We start from the raw sequence: 20,838 nt of genomic DNA, 5'->3' as shown, positions 1-20,838 counted from the left end.
AGGGATAAATCTTATCGGTGGTACATTGATATCTGTGCATAACGACATCTATTATTATAACATATGAGCTTCCCTAGTCAAATGGAAAGCTCCACCAATCTATCGACCTAAATTAGCATCCTTGAATGCCCGCTGAATTTCTCGATTAGCATCTTTACGCTTTAAATCTTCACGCTTATCATGTCTCTTTTTACCTTTACCAAGACCAATAAGTACTTTAGCGACACCATTTCGAATATAGATCTTTAATGGAACAATCGTATACCCTTTTTGTTGTGTTAGTCCGATAAGCTGGTTGATTTGTTTCTTGTGAAGCAGGAGTTTCCTCGTGCGAACGGGATCATGATTGTACCGATTTCCTTGTTCATAAGTACTAATGTGTAAATTATGCAGCCACATCTCTCCTTGCGCCACACGGGCAAAGGAGTCTTTCAAGTTCACTCTGCGATTACGAATGGATTTGATTTCGGTCCCAGTAAGAACCATCCCTGCTTCATATGTTTCTTCTACATGAAAATCGTGTCTGGCTTTTTTATTTTGTGCAATGAGCTTTCCTTCTGTTGCCATGATTCCTGCATCCTCTCTGTCTTCCTCGTGTTCCAATCATACCAAAATTTGTGTTGGTCTTCAATTTGTAAGTTGTCATTTTGTGGTTTCGCTGATAGGATGTTGTTTTTCGCTGATTGAACCCTCAGTTTCGCCGATAGAACCCCCTTTTTCGCCGATTGACCCCTCAGTTTCGCTGATAGACGTCTGATCCCACCAACACTTACCCCAAAATTCAAGAGCTCACCCCACAGGGTGAGCTCCAATCATGCTATTTGTTCTTCTTTTTACCTTTTTTACGCTTACTACTCGGGGCATTCTCATAAAAAGCTTTCTTATTACGTTTTTTCTTGCGTCCGCTGACACTAGCTGAAGTTTTATCGCCTAAGCTTAACCCTTCACCGTTCTTTTTACGCTTTTTACGAGTGCCTCCCTCAATGACACGGGGAGCTTCTTTCTTTCTCGCTTTCCGCGGCTTCATACCGACAATTTCAAAGTCAATAATTCGCTCTTCTACGTTTACTTTCGTTAAACGTACGTCAATTTCATCACCAATACGGAATACGTTACCTGTACGCTCACCGATCATGGCATAGCGCTTTTCATCATAATGGTAGTAATCGTCAGTCAAGTAGCTGACGTGAACGAGACCTTCAATCGTATTCGGTAATTCTACGAACAATCCGAAGTTCGTTACTCCACTTATGATTCCTTCATATTCCTCGCCAACTTTATCTTCCATGTACTGAACTTTTTTCAGTTCATCCGTTTCGCGAGACGCATCTTCCGCACGACGTTCCATTTCAGAAGAGTGACGAGTAATTTCTGGAAGCTTTTCATTCCAGCTCTCAATCGTTTTCTCATCCGTCTTTCCTTCAATTAAATACGTACGAATCAAGCGATGCACGATCAAATCCGGGTACCGGCGGATTGGTGACGTGAAGTGACTGTAGAAATCAGCTGACAAACCGAAGTGACCAATGTTTTCCGGGTCATATTTCGCTTGCTTCATCGAGCGAAGCATGACGGTGCTAATTACCGCTTCTTCCGGCTCACCTTTCACCTCTTCAAGGAGCTCTTGAAGGGCACGTGGATGAATCGTGTTGGACGTTCCTTTCACAACGTAACCAAAGTTCGTGATGAATTCCAAAAAGTTATTCAGTTTTTCTTCGTCTGGATCTTCATGAATACGATATACGAACGGAACTTTCATCCAATGAAAATGTTCCGCAACAGTCTCATTGGCAGCAAGCATGAACTCTTCAATTAACTTCTCCGCTACACTTCGCTCACGGAGCACAATGTCCGTTGGTGTTCCTTCCTCATCAACGACAACGCCGGCTTCTTTAAAATCAAAGTCGATCGCGCCTCGAGAGAAACGCTTCTTCCGTAATATTGCCGCTAACTCTTCCATCCCTTTGAAAAATGGGACGAGAGGCTCGTAACGCTTTGTTACTTCTTCATCTTCTTCTAACAAAATTTTTCGAACGTCCGTGTACGTCATCCGTTCATTTGTGCGAATGACACTCTCGTAAATTTCATGGTTAACAACCTCCCCTTGAGGATTGATTTCCATGTCACAAGATAATGTCAAACGATCAACTTGAGGATTCAATGAACAAATCCCATTTGATAACCGATGCGGGATCATCGGGATCACACGGTCGACTAAGTAACAGCTTGTAGCACGTTCAGCAGCTTCTAAATCAATAGGTGAACCTTCGTTAACATAATGAGTCACATCAGCAATATGAACACCTAATAAGTAGTTCCCGTTATCCAGCTTTTTCACTTGAACCGCATCATCTAAATCTTTGGCATCGGCTCCGTCAATCGTCACAATCGTCTCGTCACGTAAATCTCGTCGGCCTTTGATTTCTTCAGGATCAATCTCATCTGGAACTTGATTTGCCTGGTCTACTACTTCTTGAGCGAAGTCACCAGGTAATCCGTGCTTATGAATTACCGAGAGAATATCCACACCGGGATCATTTTTATGACCAAGAATTTTTGAAACGTGACCTTCAGCATTCATTCTGCCTTCAGGGTATTTCGTAATTTCAACAAGAACTTTATGGCCGTCTACCGCTCCTAGTTCTTGATTTTTAGGGATAAAAATATCTGTCGGAATTCGTTTATCATCTGACACTACAAATCCGTAATGCTTGTCATCTTTGTACGTACCTACCGTCTGGGTCACACCACGCTTTAAAATACGAATAATCGTACCTTCAGGACGCGCTCCACCAGAATTACTTTGCATTCGCACGAGCACTTTATCTTTGTTCATGGCATCATTCAATTCAGATGAGGAGATATAAACATCATCCATGCCTTCTTCTGTTTTCACGAAGGCAAAGCCTTTTGCGTGCATGATCACCTCACCACGAATTAAATCCATTTTCTCTGGGAGGCCGTAACGGTTGGTCCTCGTTCGGACAACATCTCCGTTTTCTTCAAGTTCATTTAATGTTTGAACAAATGCTTTAAATTGACTGGAATCCTCAAGGCCAAAAGCTGCTTCCATTTCTTTAATAGAAAGGGGCTTGTCTGCTTCATGTTTCATATAATGAAGGATTCCGTCCTTTGTCATATCTGTCATTGTTTCTTGCTCCTTTCAATCGGGTCTCACATATTGGAAGTTATTCGTTCCAATCCAATTCTTCTAAGAATTTGTAGATATCCTCATGTAACTGGTCCCGTTCTTTATCTAGTGTAATCACGTGCCCTGATTCCTCATACCATTTTAATTTTTTATGGTCACTTTCTACTTCATTATGGATCATATTGGCACTGTCAGTATTGATCATTTCATCGTGGCGGGCTTGGACGACAAATGTCGGGGTATAAATCATATCAAGGTTTTCTCGTACTTCCCGATTCAACTCTTGTAATGCTTTCAAAGTGTCCATTGGGGTTTCTTTGAACTTTTCCATTTCTTCTGCTATCTGATCCTTGTCTTTGCCTTCCCACTTCTTATATTTTTCAGCATAGGCAAGTACGCCTTTATACATTGCTTCTTCACTCTTAATATACATCGGAGCACACATGGGAATAATACCCTTCACAGGTAGTGTGTACCCAAGCTTCAAAGAAAATACACCACCTAATGATAATCCTGCTACGGCAATCTCATCATAGCCCATCTCTTTTAATTGGTGATACCCTTCTTGAACGTCTTTCCACCAATCTTCTGGCCCTGTGTGGACTAACTCTTCAGGAGGAACTCCATGACCTTTCATGTGAATGGCATGGGAGGTGTACCCTCTTTTTTCTAAATAACGCCCCAGCATACGGACGTCTGCTGAGTTTCCTGTAAATCCGTGAAGAAGGAGAATGGCGCGATTTCCTCCTTTAAATGTAAATGGTTTTGGCTGTGCAACTTTCATCATTGTCAAATCTCCCTTTCATCCTGTATCAACATTCAAATTATTAATAACCCTCGGCTTTTGCCTGGTCATTAGTAGTTGTCTTTTCGAAAAAAGCATCAATCTCTTGAAGCAAATGATCTTTTTGCTCTCCATACCAAATATAATGTTTCGCATCCGGAAAGAAAAACAGTTCTTTCTCTTCTGATTGAATATGTTCATAAATATATTCTGCACTCTTCTGAGGTACAAGGCCGTCACTTTCACCCTGCACTACTAACGTCGGGACCGTAATTTGATCTAAATGTGGTCGAAGCTTTTTAATTAACCGGGCAAATTCAATAGTGGCTGCCATCGGGGTACGCAATATTTTTTTCCGGTAAAATTGATAATACTCATCTTTGTCCAACTCTCCCCTTATTCCTTCAAGGAACCAACCAGTCACGTCTTGAACAATTTGTTTTGGATTAATGTAGTAGGCTGCAGAACTAAGAAGAACCAACTTTTCAACCGGGTACTGCGAAGCTAGAAAACTGGCAATCATCCCACCCATGGAAAAACCGATAAGATACACTTTTTCACACCGCTCCATTAATTCTTCTAACGCCACCTTCGCTTTATAAACCCAATGTTTATAAGTGACGGCCTTGAGCCCTTCTTTCGTTCCGTCATGACCGGGAAGCTCCGGACAATATACAAGCCAATTTTTCTTTTTTAAATGGACTTCAATATCTTCAACCTCTTGAGGCGTTCCTGAAAACCCATGAATAATTAAGCATCCAATCATTGTCATCACTCCTGAGGGTTACATCTAATAGCATATTAAATAAGGGGTATTATTGTCACGCACCGTGCTTTGATAACGTTCCGTCTACGTATTGTATTCCCACAAAGGGGTGAAGTTAATCTCAACGCAAAAAGCAGCAGACAAAGGGTCTGCTGCTTGTATACATTGTATTTACATGAAAAAAGCAACGGCTAAAGTTAACAAGAAAAACAACGTTCCTAACACAACCGTAGCTCTGCTGAGAACTGCTTCTAAACCTCGTGCCTTCTGCTTTCCTACTAACTGCTCAGCACCTCCGGAAATAGCTCCGGATAATCCTGCACTCTTTCCTGACTGTAACAATACTGTTGCAATTAATAAAAGCGATACAATAACAAGCAAAATGGATGCGACTGCTTCCACACTCTCCACCTCCAAACCGACATTAAACCTTCTAAAATAATATCATGAAAGCGTCTGCTACGCAAGGTGTCCAATCATTTAAAAGTAGAATTTATGCATTGTTGAAACGCTCGTATACAAATATTAAAATTCAGCTTAGAAGTAGTATATTTGTGCATAGAACCTTTTTTGTTCATAGCATATTATTTTTTGAGCATTACACCTCGATTTTTGTGCATAGAACACGGTTCACTCATAAGCTCGCACACAAATTGAAAAACCCTCGGCTCCTAACAGCCGAGGGTTCAACAATGTTCATTACTTGTTTAAGTTATAAAACGCGTTCTTACCAGCATACTGGCCGATATATTGAAGTTCATCTTCAATGCGAAGAAGTTGGTTGTACTTCGCTACACGGTCCGTACGTGATGGAGCACCCGTCTTAATTTGTCCAGCGTTTGTTGCAACGGCAATATCAGCGATCGTGCTGTCTTCTGTTTCACCAGAACGGTGAGAGATGACGTTTGTATAGCCGGCACGCTTAGCCATTTCAATCGCATCAAACGTTTCAGAAAGTGTACCAATTTGGTTTACTTTGATTAGGATCGAGTTTCCGATTCCTTCTTTAATTCCACGAGATAATTTTTCTGTGTTCGTAACAAATAGATCGTCACCAACTAATTGGACTTTATCTCCAAGACGCTCTGTGAGAAGTTTGAAACCTTCCCAGTCGTTTTCGTCAAGGCCGTCTTCAATGGATACGATTGGGTACTTATCACAAAGTTCAGCATAGAAATCAACCATTTCAGCAGATGTTTTTACAACACCTTCGCCTTTAAGGTTGTACTTGCCATCTTCGAAAATTTCAGAAGCTGCAACGTCCATAGCCAATTGGATTTGTTCTCCTGGCTTGTAACCAGCCTTTTCAATCGCTTCGATGATTGTAGAAAGAGCTTCTTCGTTTGATCCTAAGTTAGGTGCAAATCCACCTTCATCACCTACGGCAGTGTTGTAGCCTTTAGAACCAAGTACCTTCTTAAGGTTGTGGAAGATTTCCGCTCCCATTTGAAGAGCTTGAGTGAAGCTTTCTGCTCCTACAGGCATGATCATGAATTCTTGGATATCTACGTTGTTATCAGCGTGCTCTCCACCGTTTAAGATGTTCATCATTGGTGTTGGAAGAGTTTTTGCGCTGAATCCGCCAAGATAAACGTATAACGGTAAACCTAGTGCTTCAGCAGCTGCACGCGCAGTTGCCATGGAAACACCTAGGATCGCGTTAGCACCTAATTTTGCTTTGTTCGGAGTTCCGTCAAGTTCGATCATTAACTGGTCAATACCAAGTTGATCTAATGCGTCGAAACCGACAAGTTCAGGGGCAATGACTTCGTTCACATTTTCAACAGCTTTAGAAACGCCTTTACCCATCCACGCGTCGCCACCGTCACGAAGTTCTACTGCTTCATATTCACCAGTAGACGCGCCACTTGGTACGATTGCGCGACCAAATGCTCCGCTTTCTACGTGTACTTCAACCTCAACTGTCGGGTTTCCTCGTGAATCTAATACTTGACGTGCATAAACATCTGTAATTAATGTCATAATCTAAAACACTCCTTCTCATTTTTAAAAAATATGTCGTTCGCTGTAACCATACAGTTCTATTATTACTTCTTAATTAATGTTTTACCAGTCATTTCTTTCGGTTGATCCACTTTTAACAATTCAAGCATCGTTGGCGCCAAATCACCAAGAACACCATCCTCACGAAGTTGAACATCTTTATCCGTGACAATCACCGGTACTGGGTTCGTCGTATGAGCAGTCATCGGTGTGCCTTCTTCAGTGATCAATACATCCGCATTTCCGTGATCAGCAGTGATGATAGACTTTCCGCCCTTTTCTTCGATGAGGTCAACGATTTTTCCTAGACACTCATCTACTGCTTCAATCGCCTTGATCGTCGGTTCTAACATACCAGAGTGTCCAACCATATCCGGGTTAGCAAAGTTCAAGATAATCATATCATGCTTATCCGCACGGATTTCGTCTAGTAAGGCGTCCGTAACCTCATAAGCACTCATTTCTGGCTGCAAGTCATACGTTGCTACTTTCGGAGAATCAATCAGAACTCGTTCCTCACCTGGGAACTTCTCTTCTCGACCTCCACTGAAAAAGAACGTTACATGAGGATACTTCTCTGTCTCAGCAATACGCAATTGGTTAAGTCCTGCATCTGAAACCACTTCACCCAATACTTTATCCAAGCTTGTTGGTTCAAAGGCCACAAACCCTTGCACAGACTCACTAAAGTGCGTTAAGCAAACGTAATGAACATTTTTAGGAAAACGATCGCCACGTTCAAAATCATGAAAATCAGGGTTGGTAAACACTTGAGACATCTGAATCGCACGGTCCGGTCGGAAGTTAAAGAAAATGACCGCATCTTCATCTTCAATCGTGCCAACAGGTGTCTCTCCATCTTCCTTCGTCATAACAGAAGGTAACACGAATTCATCATGGACGCTGTTCTTATAAGAATCTGCTAACGCATCGGCTGCAGAGATGTATTTCAATCCCTCTCCATAAACCATGGCACGGTACGATTTCTCTACTCGATCCCATCGTTTGTCGCGGTCCATTGCATAGTAACGCCCTTGAATAGAAGCCAATTCACCGATTTCAAGCTCCTCCATTTTTTCTTCAAGGAGTTGAATATACTTGTCGGCTGATTGAGGACCTACATCTCTGCCATCTAGAAATCCATGAATATAGACTTTTTCTAAATTAACTTTCTTAGCCATTTCAAGTAGAGCAAAAAGATGCTCGATGTGACTATGAATGCCCCCATCTGATAACAGACCGTAAAGATGAAGGGCTTTGCCTTTTTCCTTCACGTGCTTCATAGCATTTAAAAATGTTTCGTTTTGGAAAAACTCTTTTTCCTTGATCGATAAGTTGACTCGAGTCAGGCTTTGGTAAACGACTCGACCAGCACCTATATTCAAGTGACCTACTTCAGAGTTTCCCATTTGACCTTCTGGAAGCCCTACAGCTAATCCACACGCTTGCAACGTAGAGTGTGGGTATTTGTTCCAGTATCGATCAAAGTTAGGGGTATTTGCCTGTGCAACGGCATTCCCTTTTGTTTCATCTCGAAGGGCAAACCCATCAAGAATAATTAATGCTTTTGGTTGCTTACTCATTTCCTGCCTCCACAAGTTGTAAAAATGATTGAGCTTCTAAGCTAGCTCCACCTACAAGGGCCCCATCAATATCTGATTGGCTAAGTAATTCCTTGATGTTAGCTGGCTTAACGCTGCCTCCGTATTGGATACGAACAGCTTCTGAAGCATCCGTTGAGAATGTTGTGCTTACGACTCCGCGGATGACTCCACACGTTTCATTGGCATCTTTAGATGAAGCTGTTTTACCTGTTCCAATTGCCCAGATTGGCTCATAAGCGATCACTGTTTCTTTTACCTGATCTTCAGTTAACCCTTTTAGGCCTTCATTGACTTGTTTCGTAACAACGTCAGCCGTTTTGTCCGCTTCACGATCTTCTAGCGTTTCTCCTACACAAACAATCGGTACTAATCCGTGCTTGAAAGCCGCATGAACTTTTTGATTAACACTTTCGTCCGTTTCACCGAACAATTCCCGACGTTCAGAATGGCCAATGACAACGTATGAAACACCAAGGTCACTTAACGCAACAGGACTTACTTCCCCTGTAAACGCACCACTTTCTTCAGCGTGCATGTTTTGAGCACCGATTTTAACATCTGTTCCTTTAGCTTCTTGGACAAGAGCGTCAAGAAATAAATGAGGTGAACAAATAACGGAATCCACAGTCTCTTTTGAAGGAATAACCCCTTTTACTTCTTGAATAAAATCTAGTGCTTCAGCCTTCGTTTTATTCATTTTCCAGTTTCCTGCAATAATTGGTTTACGCATGAAAATGCCTCCTTCAAAAATTTATTTATCGTTTAATGCTACTACACCAGGAAGATCTTTTCCTTCGATAAACTCAAGGGATGCTCCTCCACCGGTTGAAATATGATCCATCTTATCGGCAAATCCGAACTTCTCCACAGCAGCTGCAGAGTCGCCCCCACCAATAACTGTGTAAGTGTTCGTCGCTTCTGCTAATGCTTCTGCTACGCCCGTTGTTCCTTTAGCAAACTTCTCAAGTTCGAACACGCCCATTGGTCCATTCCAAATCACTAACTTGGATTCTTTAATGACGTTTGAGAATGTCTTTAACGTTTCCGGTCCGATATCAAGTGCTTCCCAATCAGCTGGAATGTCTTCGATGCTGACGACTTTTGTATTTGCGTCTTCACCAAACTTATCAGCGACGATTGCATCTACAGGCATATAGAAATTCACGCCTTTTTCTTTTGCTTTATTCATAAACTGTTTCGCAAGATCAATTTTATCTTCTTCTAACAATGATTTACCAATTTCGTGGCCTTGTGCTTTAACAAACGTATAAGCTAAGCCGCCACCAATAATTAAGTTATCCACTTTATCAAGAAGGTTGTCGATCACGCCAATTTTGTCTTTTACTTTCGCTCCACCGATAATAGCTGTAAAAGGACGATCAGGGTTAGCCATTGCTTTTCCAAGGACTTCTAATTCTTTTTCCATTAATAGACCTGCAACCGCTGGGAGATGCTTTGCAATACCTTCTGTGGAAGCATGAGCACGGTGCGCCGCTCCAAATGCGTCGTTCACATAGACATCAGCAAGTTCAGCCATATGTCCAGCTAATTCAGCTTCGTTCTTTTCTTCTCCCGCTTCAAAACGAACGTTCTCAAGTAGCAGAACGCCACCTTCTTCAAGCTCAGCAATCGCTTTTTTAGGCTCGTCTCCATAGACTTCATCCGTCTTTAATACAGGCTGGTTTAGTAAGTCGCTCAGACGCTTAGCTACAGGGTCTAAACGAAGATCTTCTACAGCTTCGCCTTTAGGTCTGCCTAAGTGGCTAGCAAGAATAACTTTCGCCCCTTTTTCAATAAGTAATTGAATAGTTGGCAACGCAGCACGAATACGCGTATCGTCCGTTACTTCTCCTTTGCTCATTGGCACGTTAAAGTCTACACGGCAAAATACACGTTGGCCTTTTACATCAATATCTCGAATCGATTTCTTATTCATTAATAAATGCCTCCTTCTGATCGTAAGGATTAAGTATAAAAGGAGGCAGGACACGGCCCCGCCTCCTCGTTAACAGACTTATAAGGATGGTACTATTCGTTCGAACTTATAGTCCTTGTTCAACAATATAATCAACTAAGTTAATAACTTGTGTAGAGTAACCTGTTTCGTTATCGTACCAAGAAATAACTTTCACCATGTTTCCTTCCATAACCATTGTGGAAAGAGCATCAATTGTAGATGCATAAGTATTTCCATTATAGTCACGAGAAACAAGTGGCTCTTCGCTGTAACCTAAAATTCCTTTTAAGTCACCTTCTGAAGCTTCTTTAAATGCTGCATTTACTTCTTCAGCAGTTACGTCTTTACCAAGCTCAGCAGTTAAATCTACAAGAGAAACGTTTGGCGTAGGTACACGCATCGCTCCACCGTTTAATTTCCCTTTAAGTTCAGGAAGTACAAGAGATACCGCTTTTGCAGCACCAGTGCTTGTAGGGATGATTGATTCCGCAGCTGCACGAGCACGACGGTAGTCTTTATGTGGTAAGTCAAGAATAGACTGATCATTTGTATAAGAGTGAACTGTTGTCATCATACCACGCTTAAGTTCGAACTTGTCATTCAATACTTTAGCAAATGGTGCAAGACAGTTTGTTGTACAAGAAGCGTTTGAAATTACATGGTGGTTAGCTGGGTCGTACTTGTCTTCATTTACACCCATTACAACTGTGATGTCTTCATCCGTTGCAGGTGCTGAGATAACAACTTTCTTCGCTCCAGCTTCCAAGTGTTTCGCAGCAGCTTCACGCTTTGTGAAGATACCAGTTGATTCAACAACAACTTCTACTCCAAATTCTCCCCACTTAAGGTTTGCAGGGTCACGCTCAGCTGTAACTTTGATTTCTTTTCCATCTACTACAAGGTTTTCGCCTTTTGCTTCTACTTTCACGTCTAGCTTTCCGTGAACAGAATCATATTGTAATAAATGTGCAAGCATGTTTGCATCTGTAAGGTCATTTACTGCTACGACTTCTACGTTTGGGTTTTGAAGAGCTTGTCTGAAAACGACACGTCCAATACGTCCAAAACCATTAATACCAATCTTTGTTGCCATGATAAAATTCCTCCTTAAGTGTGGTAAAGCATATTATATATTTTCAAAGGGAATCCCCTTGAATAAACGAGTTTATTGTTACCTATTATCTAAAAACAAACTTTTTAAACTTGTTTTCATGTTAAGATTGCTCTCGCTGCGCCTTCATCTGTCACAAGGACTTGACTGGGCCTTTGTTTCATATAAGCTTCTATCGCATCAGCTTTTGAAGAGCCGCCTGCGACTGCGATAATATCTGGGATGTCATTCAAGTCTTCCAATTGAAGTCCAATCGTTAACACTTTATGGATAATGTCCCCAGATTGATCAAAATAATAACCAAAGGCTTCGGCTACAGCTTTTTTTTCGTGAATTTTCTTCAACATTTCTTCAGAAGAATTTCGACGCTTGGCCATTGTTTCTGCTTCACCGATTCCGTGAATGACCATCGTAGCTGAATGAATTAGCTGAAGGATTTCTTTCACGGTTGGCTCATTGATCAATGATTCATATGATTCTTTACTTAATTGATCAGGAACATGAAGTAACCGATAAGACCCCATAGCTTTTCTAGCCATTGTTGCACAGATGGTATTGGCTTGATTCTCAACCTGTTCGCCTAATCCACCTCTTGCGGGGACAAACAACGTTTCCTTTAAGTCTGAATCAGGGACGAGCATTTCTGCCACGGCCGCGATCGATGTTCCTCCTGTCACCGCAATAATGTTCTCTTTGGATGACATCTTTTGTTTAATTAAGCCTACACACGCTCGGCCCATTTCTTTTTGTACCCAAGAATACTCATCACTATCACCGGGGACAATATGGACGTCTTTCACGCCTAGCTTTTTTTCTAGCTCTTCTTCCATCGTTCGTGTTTGAAACACTTCTTTCATAACGACTTCCAATTGACCAAGTAAATTATGCCCCTCATGAGTGAGTGTCATTCCACTTGTTGCAAATTCAACAAGTCCTTGTTCTTTTAGAAATGTCACTTCACTTCTAAGCACTCGTTCAGACATTTCTAGATTGTTGGCTAACGTACGTCTGCCAATCGGTTGCATTAAACGAATAAACCGCAAAATACGAAATCGCAATCCTAGGACGTCTACTAAATCCGGCAATATTTTCTTTTGCAAGTCTAAAAGCATGTTCATGCTTATTCTCCTTTTTGTCGCTCAGTATCAGAGGGACTTACCATGTCCCTTATAGACATATTATGTCCCACCCGCGGCGAAAAAAAAGACCCATTGCCTTAGGTACATTTTGGATAGCAAACTTACTTGCAACCTTATTGTACCAAGGAAGAGTCTTCTTATCAACTACCATCATGTGAACATTTTGTGTTGTAAACGTTTTACTTACCGATTAGCCTAGCTTTGAATAGTTTTGTTTTAATTTTTCATAAGATAAGATCCCCTCATCTAACACTCGATCTTTTTCGTCAGAAACAACTGGAATACGAATTTGATATTTCTCTAACCAGTCATCATTCGTGTATATGTCTCGATGTTCTATTTGAAAGTCGTGCTCTCTTTGCAATCGTTGTAACTCAACTAACCCTTTTTCACACAGCGGGCAATGATCTTTTGTATAGAAATAAAGTACCATGAACAAATCTCCTTTATGAATACCTTTTCCGTTGAGATGATGATGGAATGTGCATTTCTTCTCGGTATTTAGCTACCGTCCGTCTAGATACTGTAATTTTATATTGGTCTTTCAATACGTTTGCCAGCTTCTGGTCGGACATTGGTTTTCGCTTTTCTTCTTCGTCAATCAGACGTTTCAGATAAATTTTCACTCTTTCTGAAGAACTAGATTCTAATGAATCTCGTCCTACAGTCGAGTTAAAGAAATACTTTAATTCATATAACCCTCTTGGGGTTTGAACATATTTCTTCGTTGTAGCCCTCGAAACGGTCGACTCGTGAACCTCTACTTCTTCCGCAATCGTTTTTAACGTGAGGGGTTTTAAATGTGACGGTCCATGAACAAAGAAATCCCGTTGAAAACGTACAATAGCATTCGTTACATTTAAAATGGTTTGTTGTCTTTGCTCAATACTTTTCCTTATCCAATGAAATTGATCATATTTTTGTTTAATGTATCTTTGGGTCTCCTGATCTTTACTTTGCATCATTTGTTCGTATTTCTGATTAACATGCATTTTAGGCAGATGCTGTTCATTAAGTCGGACGATAAACTCGTCTTTGACTTTCACTACCGTGACATCCGGGATGACGTAGCGAGCGGGCTCGTTATGGAACAGAGCACCGGGTTTTGGATTCAACGTCTGAATAAAATCTGCGACAATTTGTACATCCTCAATCGAGACTTCTTCTTGTTTCGCTATTTGCTTAAATTGATTTTTAGCTAAGGAAGATAAATGGTGCTTGACAATCGCTTCCGTTAAATGATCTTTAGTTTCCATGTGCTGAAGTTGGATAAGGAGACATTCTTGTAATGAGTAAGCTCCTACTCCGTAAGGCTCGAATGTTTGTAAAAGATCGACAGCTTCTTTCACAGCCCCTAACGGCTCCTGAAGATCCGCCGATAATTCGTCCGTTGATTGTTTTAAGTATCCGTTCTCATCAACGCTTAAAGCTAAATAAGTGACAATTCTTTTTATTTGCGGTTTCAAATGCAATAGACGAATTTGGTTTAATAAATAGTCTTGTAAGCCTTCTTCCTGTTCACTAAGGTGATCCATAGGAGAATAATCGTTGTCTCCTTCATCTTTAGCCCTATATTCATAGACAGGCGTAGTATCTCCGATTTTCTGTCTTTGTACCTCTTCTTGTACTTCTTGATCTTTTAATTCAATCAGGGGGTTCTCCAATTGCTGTTCGTGTAAATATTGATTCAAGTCAAGGACTGAATATTGCAAAATGGTAATTGCTTGCCGAAGCTCATTTGTCATTACCAGTTTCATTGTCTGTTGTTGAAACAACCCGAAATCCATATTCATTCGGCAAAGCCTCCTAACCGCTCGTGATGCAAAAGGTTCTTTAGTTTATCCAACTACTTCTTCTATATTATACATGAAGTAATCGGCTTATGTTCCGGATATAGAAATCAAATGAATGAATGATTAACGTTGTGATCGACATTCATCAAACTTTTTTACCTGTAATTACCGTTTGAAAAAAAACAATAACGGTTATGATGAACAATGGAGGTTTTTTCTTCCGTTTTTTAAGTGAATAATATTTGACCTTCATTGACCTTTAAGGTTATGATGGAAGCATACTTAAAAGAAATTCCAATTAGAAATTGTTCATCTATTGGTGAGCAAATTCTAAAACACATTCTAGGATAAAGGCAAAGGAGGAACTTAACCATGAACTTAGTCCCAACGGTTATTGAACAAACAAATCGCGGTGAACGTGCTTACGACATCTATTCCCGTCTCTTGAAAGATCGTATTATCATGCTCGGATCTGGAATTGATGACAATGTGTCAAATTCCATTGTAGCTCAACTGCTTTTCCTTGCAGCAGATGATCCAGAAAAAGACATTTCACTTTATATTAACAGCCCAGGTGGATCGATCACCTCAGGAATGGCGATTTACGATACGATGCAGTTTATTAAACCTAAAGTACAGACAATTTGTATTGGGATGGCCGCTTCTATGGGAGCATTCTTATTAGCTGCTGGTGAGCCAGGTAAGCGTTTTGCACTTCCTAATAGTGAAGTAATGATTCACCAACCATTAGGTGGCACGCAAGGCCAAGCATCGGATATTGAAATCCACGCGAAGAGAATTATTGAAATGAAAGAAAAGCTAAATCAAATTTTAGCTGACCGCACAGGTCAACCGATTGAGCAAATTCGTAAAGATACAGACCGTGATAATTTCATGTCTGCTGTAGATGCTAAGAACTACGGCTTAATTGATGAAGTAATGGAGAAAAATTCCGACATTAAAGCATAATAATGATAAGAGGGTGTCCAAAGCTTTTTGGGCGCCCTTTCTTTATGAATGTTCAATCAGTTATAGCAATGAGAGGTGAGAAAGGCGTTTTTCGGCTGTATGATCTCCTCTTCGATAAAGCTACCGATATCCCTGTTTATCGACCTCGATTTTATCTTGGATTACCAAAAAAGCCGATAACATTTGTTATCGACTTCGTTAAGACCATTTCTATGCCCTTAGTCTTCTTTTTGAACAAAAGAGACGAGTGTCTCCAAAGCCACTTGTTCATCAGGGCCGTCTATTTTTAAGTGAATGTCTTTATTAGCACCAACGGCAAGACTCATGATACCCATGATACTTTTTGCGTTCACATTCTTTCCGTTTTTCTCAATAAAAATATCAGAGGCAAAACGATTTGCTTCTTGTACAAATAATGCTGCCGGCCGTGCCTGTAGTCCTGTTTTGCGTTTCACTGTTACTGTTTTTTCGATCATTTTCTTTCTCCTCCTCTTGATATTTTAATCCATCCATCCATCCATACAAACGCTTTCATATAAATTTCATGAAAAGCAGGGGGTTATACCTTTTCCCCTGCGCGAAGTTTGTTGGCAAACTCTTCAATCTTGCGTAATCTGTGATTCACACCTGATTTACTCACTTTCCCACTTTGCACCATTTCACCTAATTCTTTTAACGTCACATCTTGGTGTTCGATCCGAAGTTCGGCGATTTCCTGAATTTTATCAGGCAAAGCTTCTAAGCCTACTTCTTTTTTTATAAACCTTATGTTTTCCACTTGACGCATTGCTGCGCCAACGGTTTTATTCAAGTTAGCTGTTTCACAATTAACTAGACGATTGACGGAATTCCGCATGTCTTTCATAATTCTCACATCTTCAAAGCGAAGGAGAGCTTGGTGAGCACCAATAACATTTAGAAATTCACTGATTTTTTCTCCCTCTTTCAAATAAAGGATAAATCCTTTCTTTCTCTCAATCATTTTTGCACTGAGGCGGAAGTGGTTCATTAGTTCACATAGTGAACGATTATGTTCTTCGTAGAAAGAAAAAATCTCTAAGTGATAAGACGATGTTTCAGGGTGATTGACCGAGCCGCCAGCTAAGAAGGACCCTCGTAAATACGCTCGTTTACAACAATCTTTCTTAATTAAGTCTTTTGAAATTTCTCTTGTAAAGGCAAAACTCTCATCCACGATGTGAAGAGACTCGAGTATTTTTCTTGCGTCTTTTGATATTCTTGCCACGTACACATTGTTTTTCTTCAAACGCATTTTCTTTCTTACAAGCAATTCTACATGAACGTCATAATTTTTTTTTAGTAACGTGTAGATTCTTCTTGCGATCGCTGCATTTTCTGTTTGAATATCCAATGTAATTTTCATATTACGAATAGATATTGCTCCGTTCATTCGAATAAGTGCCGCCAATTCAGCTTTAGAACAACACTTATTCACTTCCATTTGCGTTAACTCTTTTTTCGTTATGGAAGCAAATGACATTGGTCTCACCCCAAACTTCTATATTAACCTGACAGATGATCAGACCATTATAACATGTTGTAGATTATTTTATAATAGCGATACTAATCGTTGCGACAATTTCACCGGATTATGACGAAGTAATTCATCATCAAAGTAAAGTAAATCGTCCCCAATTAACAGTACATCCATATCTTTTAACTCTTCTTCGTCAATCGCCACACCAATCGCTCCATCTTTCTTATATCGTTCTGCATAAGAAAAAGGAATTGGCTGTGTATTTAATAGCACGGCATCTACAATTTTCTCCCCTACGTGTTCATCGATCGCATGAACATGGTCAGACACCGTGTAACCGTCCGTTTCTCCCGGTTGCGTCATGACATTGCAAATATATACTTTCATAGCTGTTGCTTTCATTAAGGCTTCTTTCATCCCGAACACGAGTAAATTAGGAATCACACTCGTATACAGGCTGCCTGGCCCTAGGACAATTAAATCGGCATCTTCAATCGCATGTACCGCCTCAGGCATAGCCTTAGGATTATCAGGTTTTAAAAACACTTGTTTGATTGTTTTTCCCGGTTTAGGAATATTCGATTCGCCCTCTGCGAAACTACCATCCATATACTCTGCATGCAACGTAATATGGTCATGTGAAGCTGGCAATACTTTTCCTTTCACATTTAACACGCGGCTAATTTCCTGAACGCCTTGAGCGAAATCACCAGTAATCGATGTCATTCCAGCGAGTAATAAATTTCCTAAAGAGTGACCAGATAATCCCTCTCCGTTTTCAAAACGATGTTGGAACAACTCCTCTACAAGAGGCTCTACTTCAGATAAAGCTGCCAGCACATTACGAATATCCCCTGGCGGCGGGATATTTAATTCTTTTCTTAACCTGCCTGAACTTCCTCCATCATCTGCTACTGTGACAATAGCGGTAATATCTACCGGGAATTTCTTCAATCCTCTAAGAAGGACAGATAGTCCGGTGCCACCGCCGATCACGACAATTTTTGCTTTTTTCACTATTCTTTTCTTCCTTTTTCCACATCACGATGAGTGACAAAAGTATAGTAATCCAAGTCTTCCAATCGCTTCTTGAAATATTCCGCCAATGTCACAGAGCGATGCTTACCGCCCGTACAACCGATAGCCAAAACGAGTTGGCTCTTTCCTTCTCGCTTATAATGAGGCAGCGTATATTGAAGTAAATCATCAAATTTTTCGATAAATTGTTTTGTTTCTGTCCATTTTAATACATAATCAGACACTTCTTTATCCAACCCTGTTTTCGGTCTCATATGATCAATGTAATGGGGGTTCGGTAAAAATCTTACGTCCAAAACCAGGTCCGCATCAATAGGAATGCCATGCTTGAATCCGAACGATAAGACATGAACGTTAAATGATTCTTGGGTCTCTGATGAAAATCGCTGTAAGATTCGTTCGCGCAGTTCTAGTGGCTTCAAATCACTTGTATCAATGATCATTTGTGCTTGGCCTTTAAGGTCGTTTAATATCTCACGTTCGGCACCAATTCCCTCTAAAGGAGATGTCCCTTCAGATAATGGGTGGGACCTGCGAGTCTCTTTATAACGTCTTACAAGAGCTGAATCTTTAGCATCTAAGAAGACAATTTGTGGTGTCACTTTGCTTTCAGAAGAAATGGCATCAATGGATTCAAATAAATGATCGAAGAATTCACGACCTCGAAGATCAATGACTAAAGCAACTTTTTGCATCTTGCCGCCAGATCCTTCCACTAAATCTATGAATTTTGGAATCAATGCTGGAGGTAAATTATCCACGCAAAAATATCCCATATCTTCAAAACTCTGAACCGCTACCGTTTTACCGGCACCTGACATCCCTGTTATAATCACTAATTCTATATTATTCGATGATGAAGTTGAGTCTGTCATACGACCCTCCCCTTCCTGGTTAAACTTTGAATTGCTTGATTGGCTCGCCTTCCGCTTCTAAACGATAAGACAGAAGATCTAAATTTCCGTTATAAGTAAATGTTCCGTAAATAAGACCATTCTTGTGCAAAACATGTTCAAAAATTTGATAATCACCTACAGCCATTGGTAGCTGGGAAATTTCTTCAACCGATTTCCAAGCTAACTCCCCTTCTGGTGACTGCGGCAGCATTGTCCCTGAACCATTTGTAGCTTGAAAAGTAAACATCATCCATTCATTGATGACTTTGCCTTGGTCTTCGATCACTATTGTGAAAATCCCTCTTAATTGTGGATGATTTATTGATATCCCTGTCTCTTCTTTGAATTCTCTTGTGACACTCTCGACAATCGATTCACGTAGTTCCATTTTTCCACCTGGCGCTACCCACCAGCCACGACTAGGTTTTTTTAGCATCAATACTTGATCGTTCTTGGTTAATATACAGTTGGTAACACGTTGCAAGTTGACCACTCCTGTAAAACAACATTTATAAAATCACTAAAGTGGAAATGAAACAGTTCTACTTATTAGTATACTACATCTATTTTATTGCGAACAACAACTTGAAGTGAAAGTTCCTTTGAGTTTCACATTAGAAAAATTGATAAATCATTGGTCTTAAACAACAGCTTTGTTCATAGGGAAGTGTGATTTAAAGAATGTATGAGACTCCTTGGGGAAAAAGCAAAGGCTGAAGCGTTGCCTGCGGAATTTTTTAAATCAACAACTAACTTTATCACAGCCAAATAAAAAAAAGAGCACGAGCAAATGCTCGTGCCAAAAAGTAATATATAAAAAGGGGGTCAATTACTTAATCCCATCATAACGTTTTATTGTTGCAGCATTGTTACAGATGAGTTAAGTGCCAATGACGTTTAGTGAATTTCTTTGAAAATTATGCTCTGGCCTGGCTATAGTAAGATTTTCATTCCTTAAAACACTATTAGTACAACCCTTTATTTTCCATTGGTACAGTTGACGAAAACGTTTGCATTATTTACTCAAAAGAAACGTGCCGATCTTTATGAATCGACACGTTTCAACCTATATCATTACACCTTTTCGGTGCTTTTCAACTCTTCCATTAAGTTTTCCACATAGTGCTGAGCTGTTTGCGCTGCAATACTACCGTCTCCAGTGGCTGTGACAATTTGACGAAGCATCTTTTCGCGAATGTCACCTGCTGCATAGATCCCTGGAATTTTCGTTTCCATGTCTTCATTCGTTTCCACATAACCATCTTCGTTCGTGATCCCTAGATTTAAAAAGGGCTCATTGATAGGCAGCATACCAATATAGATGAAAGCTCCATCTGTTTTAAATTCTCGCTCGGAACCATCCTCTTTGTTCACAAGGGTGACACTACCTACTTTTCCGTTCTCTTCATTGATTTCTTTGACGACATGGCTCCATATGAAATCAATTTTTTCGTTATTAAATGCTCGATCCTGAAGAATCTTCTGAGCTCGCAATTTATCTCGGCGATGGACAACCGTCACTTTATTCGCAAATCGAGTTAAATAAACCGCTTCTTCAACGGCAGAGTCTCCTCCACCAACGACGACAATTTCTTTGTTTTTAAAGAAGGCACCGTCGCAAACTGCACAGTAAGACACACCTTTACCGCTTAACTCTTTCTCACCTGGTACTCCGAGAGCTTTGTATTTCGCACCCGTAGTAATGATGATCGAACGAGCTTTATATTCACCACTGCCTGTGACGATCCGTTTGAATTCTTTTCCGTCAATAATTTCTTTCACGTCACCATATGCGTATTCCGCACCGAATTTTTTGGCATGTTCAAACATTTTCGTTGATAAATCCGGGCCTAGAATATGGTCATATCCTGGATAGTTCTCTACATCTTCCGTGTTAGCCATTTGCCCGCCTGGCATACCGCGCTCCAGCATCACCGTAGATAGGTTGGCTCGTGACGCATATACAGCTGCTGTCATCCCAGCAGGTCCTGCTCCAATAATTACAACATCATAAATTTTTTCTTCGCTCATTATTTCACTCTCCTAGCGAATAGTTCTTGTTTGTATTGTTCACATGTTTATATTATTCAATTACGACGAAGAAGTCCAAAAACTTGCTCACGGTCCA

Annotated in this window: 20 protein-coding genes; 1 reads left to right on the top strand and 19 read right to left on the bottom strand. The window is 40.5% G+C overall.

All coding sequences use genetic code 11. The features are described from left to right. Positions 1-99: 99 nt before the first annotated feature. From smpB to rpoN, 13 genes are all read right to left on the bottom strand, one after another. Complete coding sequence (gene smpB / locus CR194_RS14655) at positions 100-567, bottom strand: SsrA-binding protein SmpB (protein ID WP_110610422.1); 468 nt, start codon at positions 565-567, stop codon at positions 100-102. A gap of 250 nt (positions 568-817) precedes the next feature. After that, positions 818-3,148, bottom strand: a complete 2,331-nt coding sequence (gene rnr, locus CR194_RS14650) for a ribonuclease R (RefSeq protein WP_110610421.1) — start codon at positions 3,146-3,148, stop codon at positions 818-820. 40 nt (positions 3,149-3,188) lie between these two features. Beyond that, positions 3,189-3,935: an alpha/beta hydrolase gene (locus tag CR194_RS14645; RefSeq protein WP_110610523.1), complete on the bottom strand. Its 747-nt coding sequence runs from the start codon at positions 3,933-3,935 to the stop codon at positions 3,189-3,191. 43 nt (positions 3,936-3,978) lie between these two features. Further along, entirely contained in the window at positions 3,979-4,701 is a 723-nt protein-coding gene (locus CR194_RS14640; protein WP_110610420.1) for an alpha/beta hydrolase, read from the bottom strand. Positions 4,702-4,872: 171 nt separating this feature from the next. Next, positions 4,873-5,103: a preprotein translocase subunit SecG gene (secG, locus tag CR194_RS14635; protein ID WP_110610419.1), complete on the bottom strand. Its 231-nt coding sequence runs from the start codon at positions 5,101-5,103 to the stop codon at positions 4,873-4,875. 297 nt (positions 5,104-5,400) lie between these two features. After that, positions 5,401-6,684, bottom strand: coding sequence for a phosphopyruvate hydratase (eno, locus tag CR194_RS14630; protein WP_110610418.1), 1,284 nt, complete (start codon positions 6,682-6,684; stop codon positions 5,401-5,403). 65 nt (positions 6,685-6,749) lie between these two features. Then, entirely contained in the window at positions 6,750-8,288 is a 1,539-nt protein-coding gene (gene gpmI / locus CR194_RS14625) for a 2,3-bisphosphoglycerate-independent phosphoglycerate mutase (protein ID WP_110610417.1), read from the bottom strand. After that, complete coding sequence (gene tpiA / locus CR194_RS14620; protein WP_110610416.1) at positions 8,281-9,039, bottom strand: triose-phosphate isomerase; 759 nt, start codon at positions 9,037-9,039, stop codon at positions 8,281-8,283. Before tpiA ends, gpmI begins: the two co-directional genes overlap by 8 nt. Positions 9,040-9,060: 21 nt before the next feature. Then, the gene (locus CR194_RS14615; protein ID WP_110610415.1) at positions 9,061-10,245 is read right to left on the bottom strand and encodes a phosphoglycerate kinase; all 1,185 of its coding nucleotides are present in this window, start codon (positions 10,243-10,245) and stop codon (positions 9,061-9,063) included. A 106-nt stretch (positions 10,246-10,351) separates the two neighbouring features. Then, positions 10,352-11,359, bottom strand: a complete 1,008-nt coding sequence (gene gap, locus CR194_RS14610) for a type I glyceraldehyde-3-phosphate dehydrogenase (RefSeq protein ID WP_110610414.1) — start codon at positions 11,357-11,359, stop codon at positions 10,352-10,354. Between the two features lie 116 nt (positions 11,360-11,475). After that, positions 11,476-12,495 carry a sugar-binding transcriptional regulator gene (locus tag CR194_RS14605; protein ID WP_110610413.1) on the bottom strand — a complete coding sequence of 340 codons (1,020 nt, stop codon included), beginning with the start codon at positions 12,493-12,495 and terminating at the stop codon, positions 11,476-11,478. A gap of 211 nt (positions 12,496-12,706) precedes the next feature. Then, entirely contained in the window at positions 12,707-12,949 is a 243-nt protein-coding gene (locus tag CR194_RS14600) for a glutaredoxin family protein (protein WP_110610412.1), read from the bottom strand. Positions 12,950-12,962: 13 nt separating this feature from the next. Continuing rightward, positions 12,963-14,309, bottom strand: coding sequence for an RNA polymerase factor sigma-54 (rpoN, locus tag CR194_RS14595; protein ID WP_110610411.1), 1,347 nt, complete (start codon positions 14,307-14,309; stop codon positions 12,963-12,965). Between the two features lie 372 nt (positions 14,310-14,681). Between rpoN and clpP the strand changes: the two genes are divergently transcribed. Next, positions 14,682-15,278: an ATP-dependent Clp endopeptidase proteolytic subunit ClpP gene (gene clpP, locus CR194_RS14590; protein ID WP_110610410.1), complete on the top strand. Its 597-nt coding sequence runs from the start codon at positions 14,682-14,684 to the stop codon at positions 15,276-15,278. Between the two features lie 218 nt (positions 15,279-15,496). On the opposite strand, the gene CR194_RS14585 is transcribed toward clpP, so the two are convergent. The 6 genes from CR194_RS14585 to trxB all read right to left on the bottom strand — a co-directional run bounded on the left by CR194_RS14585 (position 15,497) and on the right by trxB (position 20,741). Then, a complete protein-coding gene (locus tag CR194_RS14585) occupies positions 15,497-15,754 on the bottom strand; it encodes an HPr family phosphocarrier protein (RefSeq protein WP_110610409.1) in 258 nt (85 codons plus the stop codon). Positions 15,755-15,837: 83 nt separating this feature from the next. After that, positions 15,838-16,779, bottom strand: a complete 942-nt coding sequence (gene whiA, locus CR194_RS14580; RefSeq protein ID WP_110610408.1) for a DNA-binding protein WhiA — start codon at positions 16,777-16,779, stop codon at positions 15,838-15,840. A 69-nt stretch (positions 16,780-16,848) separates the two neighbouring features. Continuing rightward, a complete protein-coding gene (locus tag CR194_RS14575; protein WP_110610407.1) occupies positions 16,849-17,793 on the bottom strand; it encodes a gluconeogenesis factor YvcK family protein in 945 nt (314 codons plus the stop codon). Next, positions 17,793-18,689, bottom strand: coding sequence for an RNase adapter RapZ (gene rapZ / locus CR194_RS14570; protein ID WP_110610406.1), 897 nt, complete (start codon positions 18,687-18,689; stop codon positions 17,793-17,795). The genes CR194_RS14575 and rapZ overlap by 1 nt, the downstream gene beginning before the upstream one ends. Positions 18,690-18,708: 19 nt before the next feature. Continuing rightward, the gene (locus CR194_RS14565; RefSeq protein WP_110610405.1) at positions 18,709-19,194 is read right to left on the bottom strand and encodes an NUDIX hydrolase; all 486 of its coding nucleotides are present in this window, start codon (positions 19,192-19,194) and stop codon (positions 18,709-18,711) included. 590 nt (positions 19,195-19,784) lie between these two features. After that, entirely contained in the window at positions 19,785-20,741 is a 957-nt protein-coding gene (gene trxB / locus CR194_RS14560; protein WP_110610404.1) for a thioredoxin-disulfide reductase, read from the bottom strand. Between the last annotated feature and the right edge of the window lie 97 nt (positions 20,742-20,838).

Source organism: Salipaludibacillus keqinensis, from assembly GCF_003226325.1.
Taxonomy (GTDB): domain Bacteria; phylum Bacillota; class Bacilli; order Bacillales; family Salisediminibacteriaceae; genus Salipaludibacillus; species Salipaludibacillus keqinensis.
This window is presented reverse-complemented; position numbering and strand designations above follow the sequence as displayed.

Excerpts from the sequence above, each read along its gene's own strand:
- trxB (WP_110610404.1), bottom strand. The coding sequence starts at position 20,741 with ATGAGCGAAGAAAAAATTTATGATGTTGTAATTATTGGAGCAGGACCT.
- whiA (WP_110610408.1), bottom strand. The coding sequence starts at position 16,779 with ATGTCATTTGCTTCCATAACGAAAAAAGAGTTAACGCAAATGGAAGTG.
- CR194_RS14645 (WP_110610523.1), bottom strand. The coding sequence starts at position 3,935 with ATGAAAGTTGCACAGCCAAAACCATTTACATTTAAAGGAGGAAATCGC.
- rpoN (WP_110610411.1), bottom strand. The coding sequence starts at position 14,309 with ATGAATATGGATTTCGGGTTGTTTCAACAACAGACAATGAAACTGGTA.
- CR194_RS14615 (WP_110610415.1), bottom strand. The coding sequence starts at position 10,245 with ATGAATAAGAAATCGATTCGAGATATTGATGTAAAAGGCCAACGTGTA.
- tpiA (WP_110610416.1), bottom strand. The coding sequence starts at position 9,039 with ATGCGTAAACCAATTATTGCAGGAAACTGGAAAATGAATAAAACGAAG.
- CR194_RS14640 (WP_110610420.1), bottom strand. The coding sequence starts at position 4,701 with ATGATTGGATGCTTAATTATTCATGGGTTTTCAGGAACGCCTCAAGAG.
- CR194_RS14600 (WP_110610412.1), bottom strand. The coding sequence starts at position 12,949 with ATGGTACTTTATTTCTATACAAAAGATCATTGCCCGCTGTGTGAAAAA.
- eno (WP_110610418.1), bottom strand. The coding sequence starts at position 6,684 with ATGACATTAATTACAGATGTTTATGCACGTCAAGTATTAGATTCACGA.
- clpP (WP_110610410.1), top strand. The coding sequence starts at position 14,682 with ATGAACTTAGTCCCAACGGTTATTGAACAAACAAATCGCGGTGAACGT.
- CR194_RS14585 (WP_110610409.1), bottom strand. The coding sequence starts at position 15,754 with ATGATCGAAAAAACAGTAACAGTGAAACGCAAAACAGGACTACAGGCA.
- CR194_RS14605 (WP_110610413.1), bottom strand. The coding sequence starts at position 12,495 with ATGAACATGCTTTTAGACTTGCAAAAGAAAATATTGCCGGATTTAGTA.
- rnr (WP_110610421.1), bottom strand. The coding sequence starts at position 3,148 with ATGACAGATATGACAAAGGACGGAATCCTTCATTATATGAAACATGAA.
- rapZ (WP_110610406.1), bottom strand. The coding sequence starts at position 18,689 with ATGACAGACTCAACTTCATCATCGAATAATATAGAATTAGTGATTATA.
- smpB (WP_110610422.1), bottom strand. The coding sequence starts at position 567 with ATGGCAACAGAAGGAAAGCTCATTGCACAAAATAAAAAAGCCAGACAC.
- gap (WP_110610414.1), bottom strand. The coding sequence starts at position 11,359 with ATGGCAACAAAGATTGGTATTAATGGTTTTGGACGTATTGGACGTGTC.
- gpmI (WP_110610417.1), bottom strand. The coding sequence starts at position 8,288 with ATGAGTAAGCAACCAAAAGCATTAATTATTCTTGATGGGTTTGCCCTT.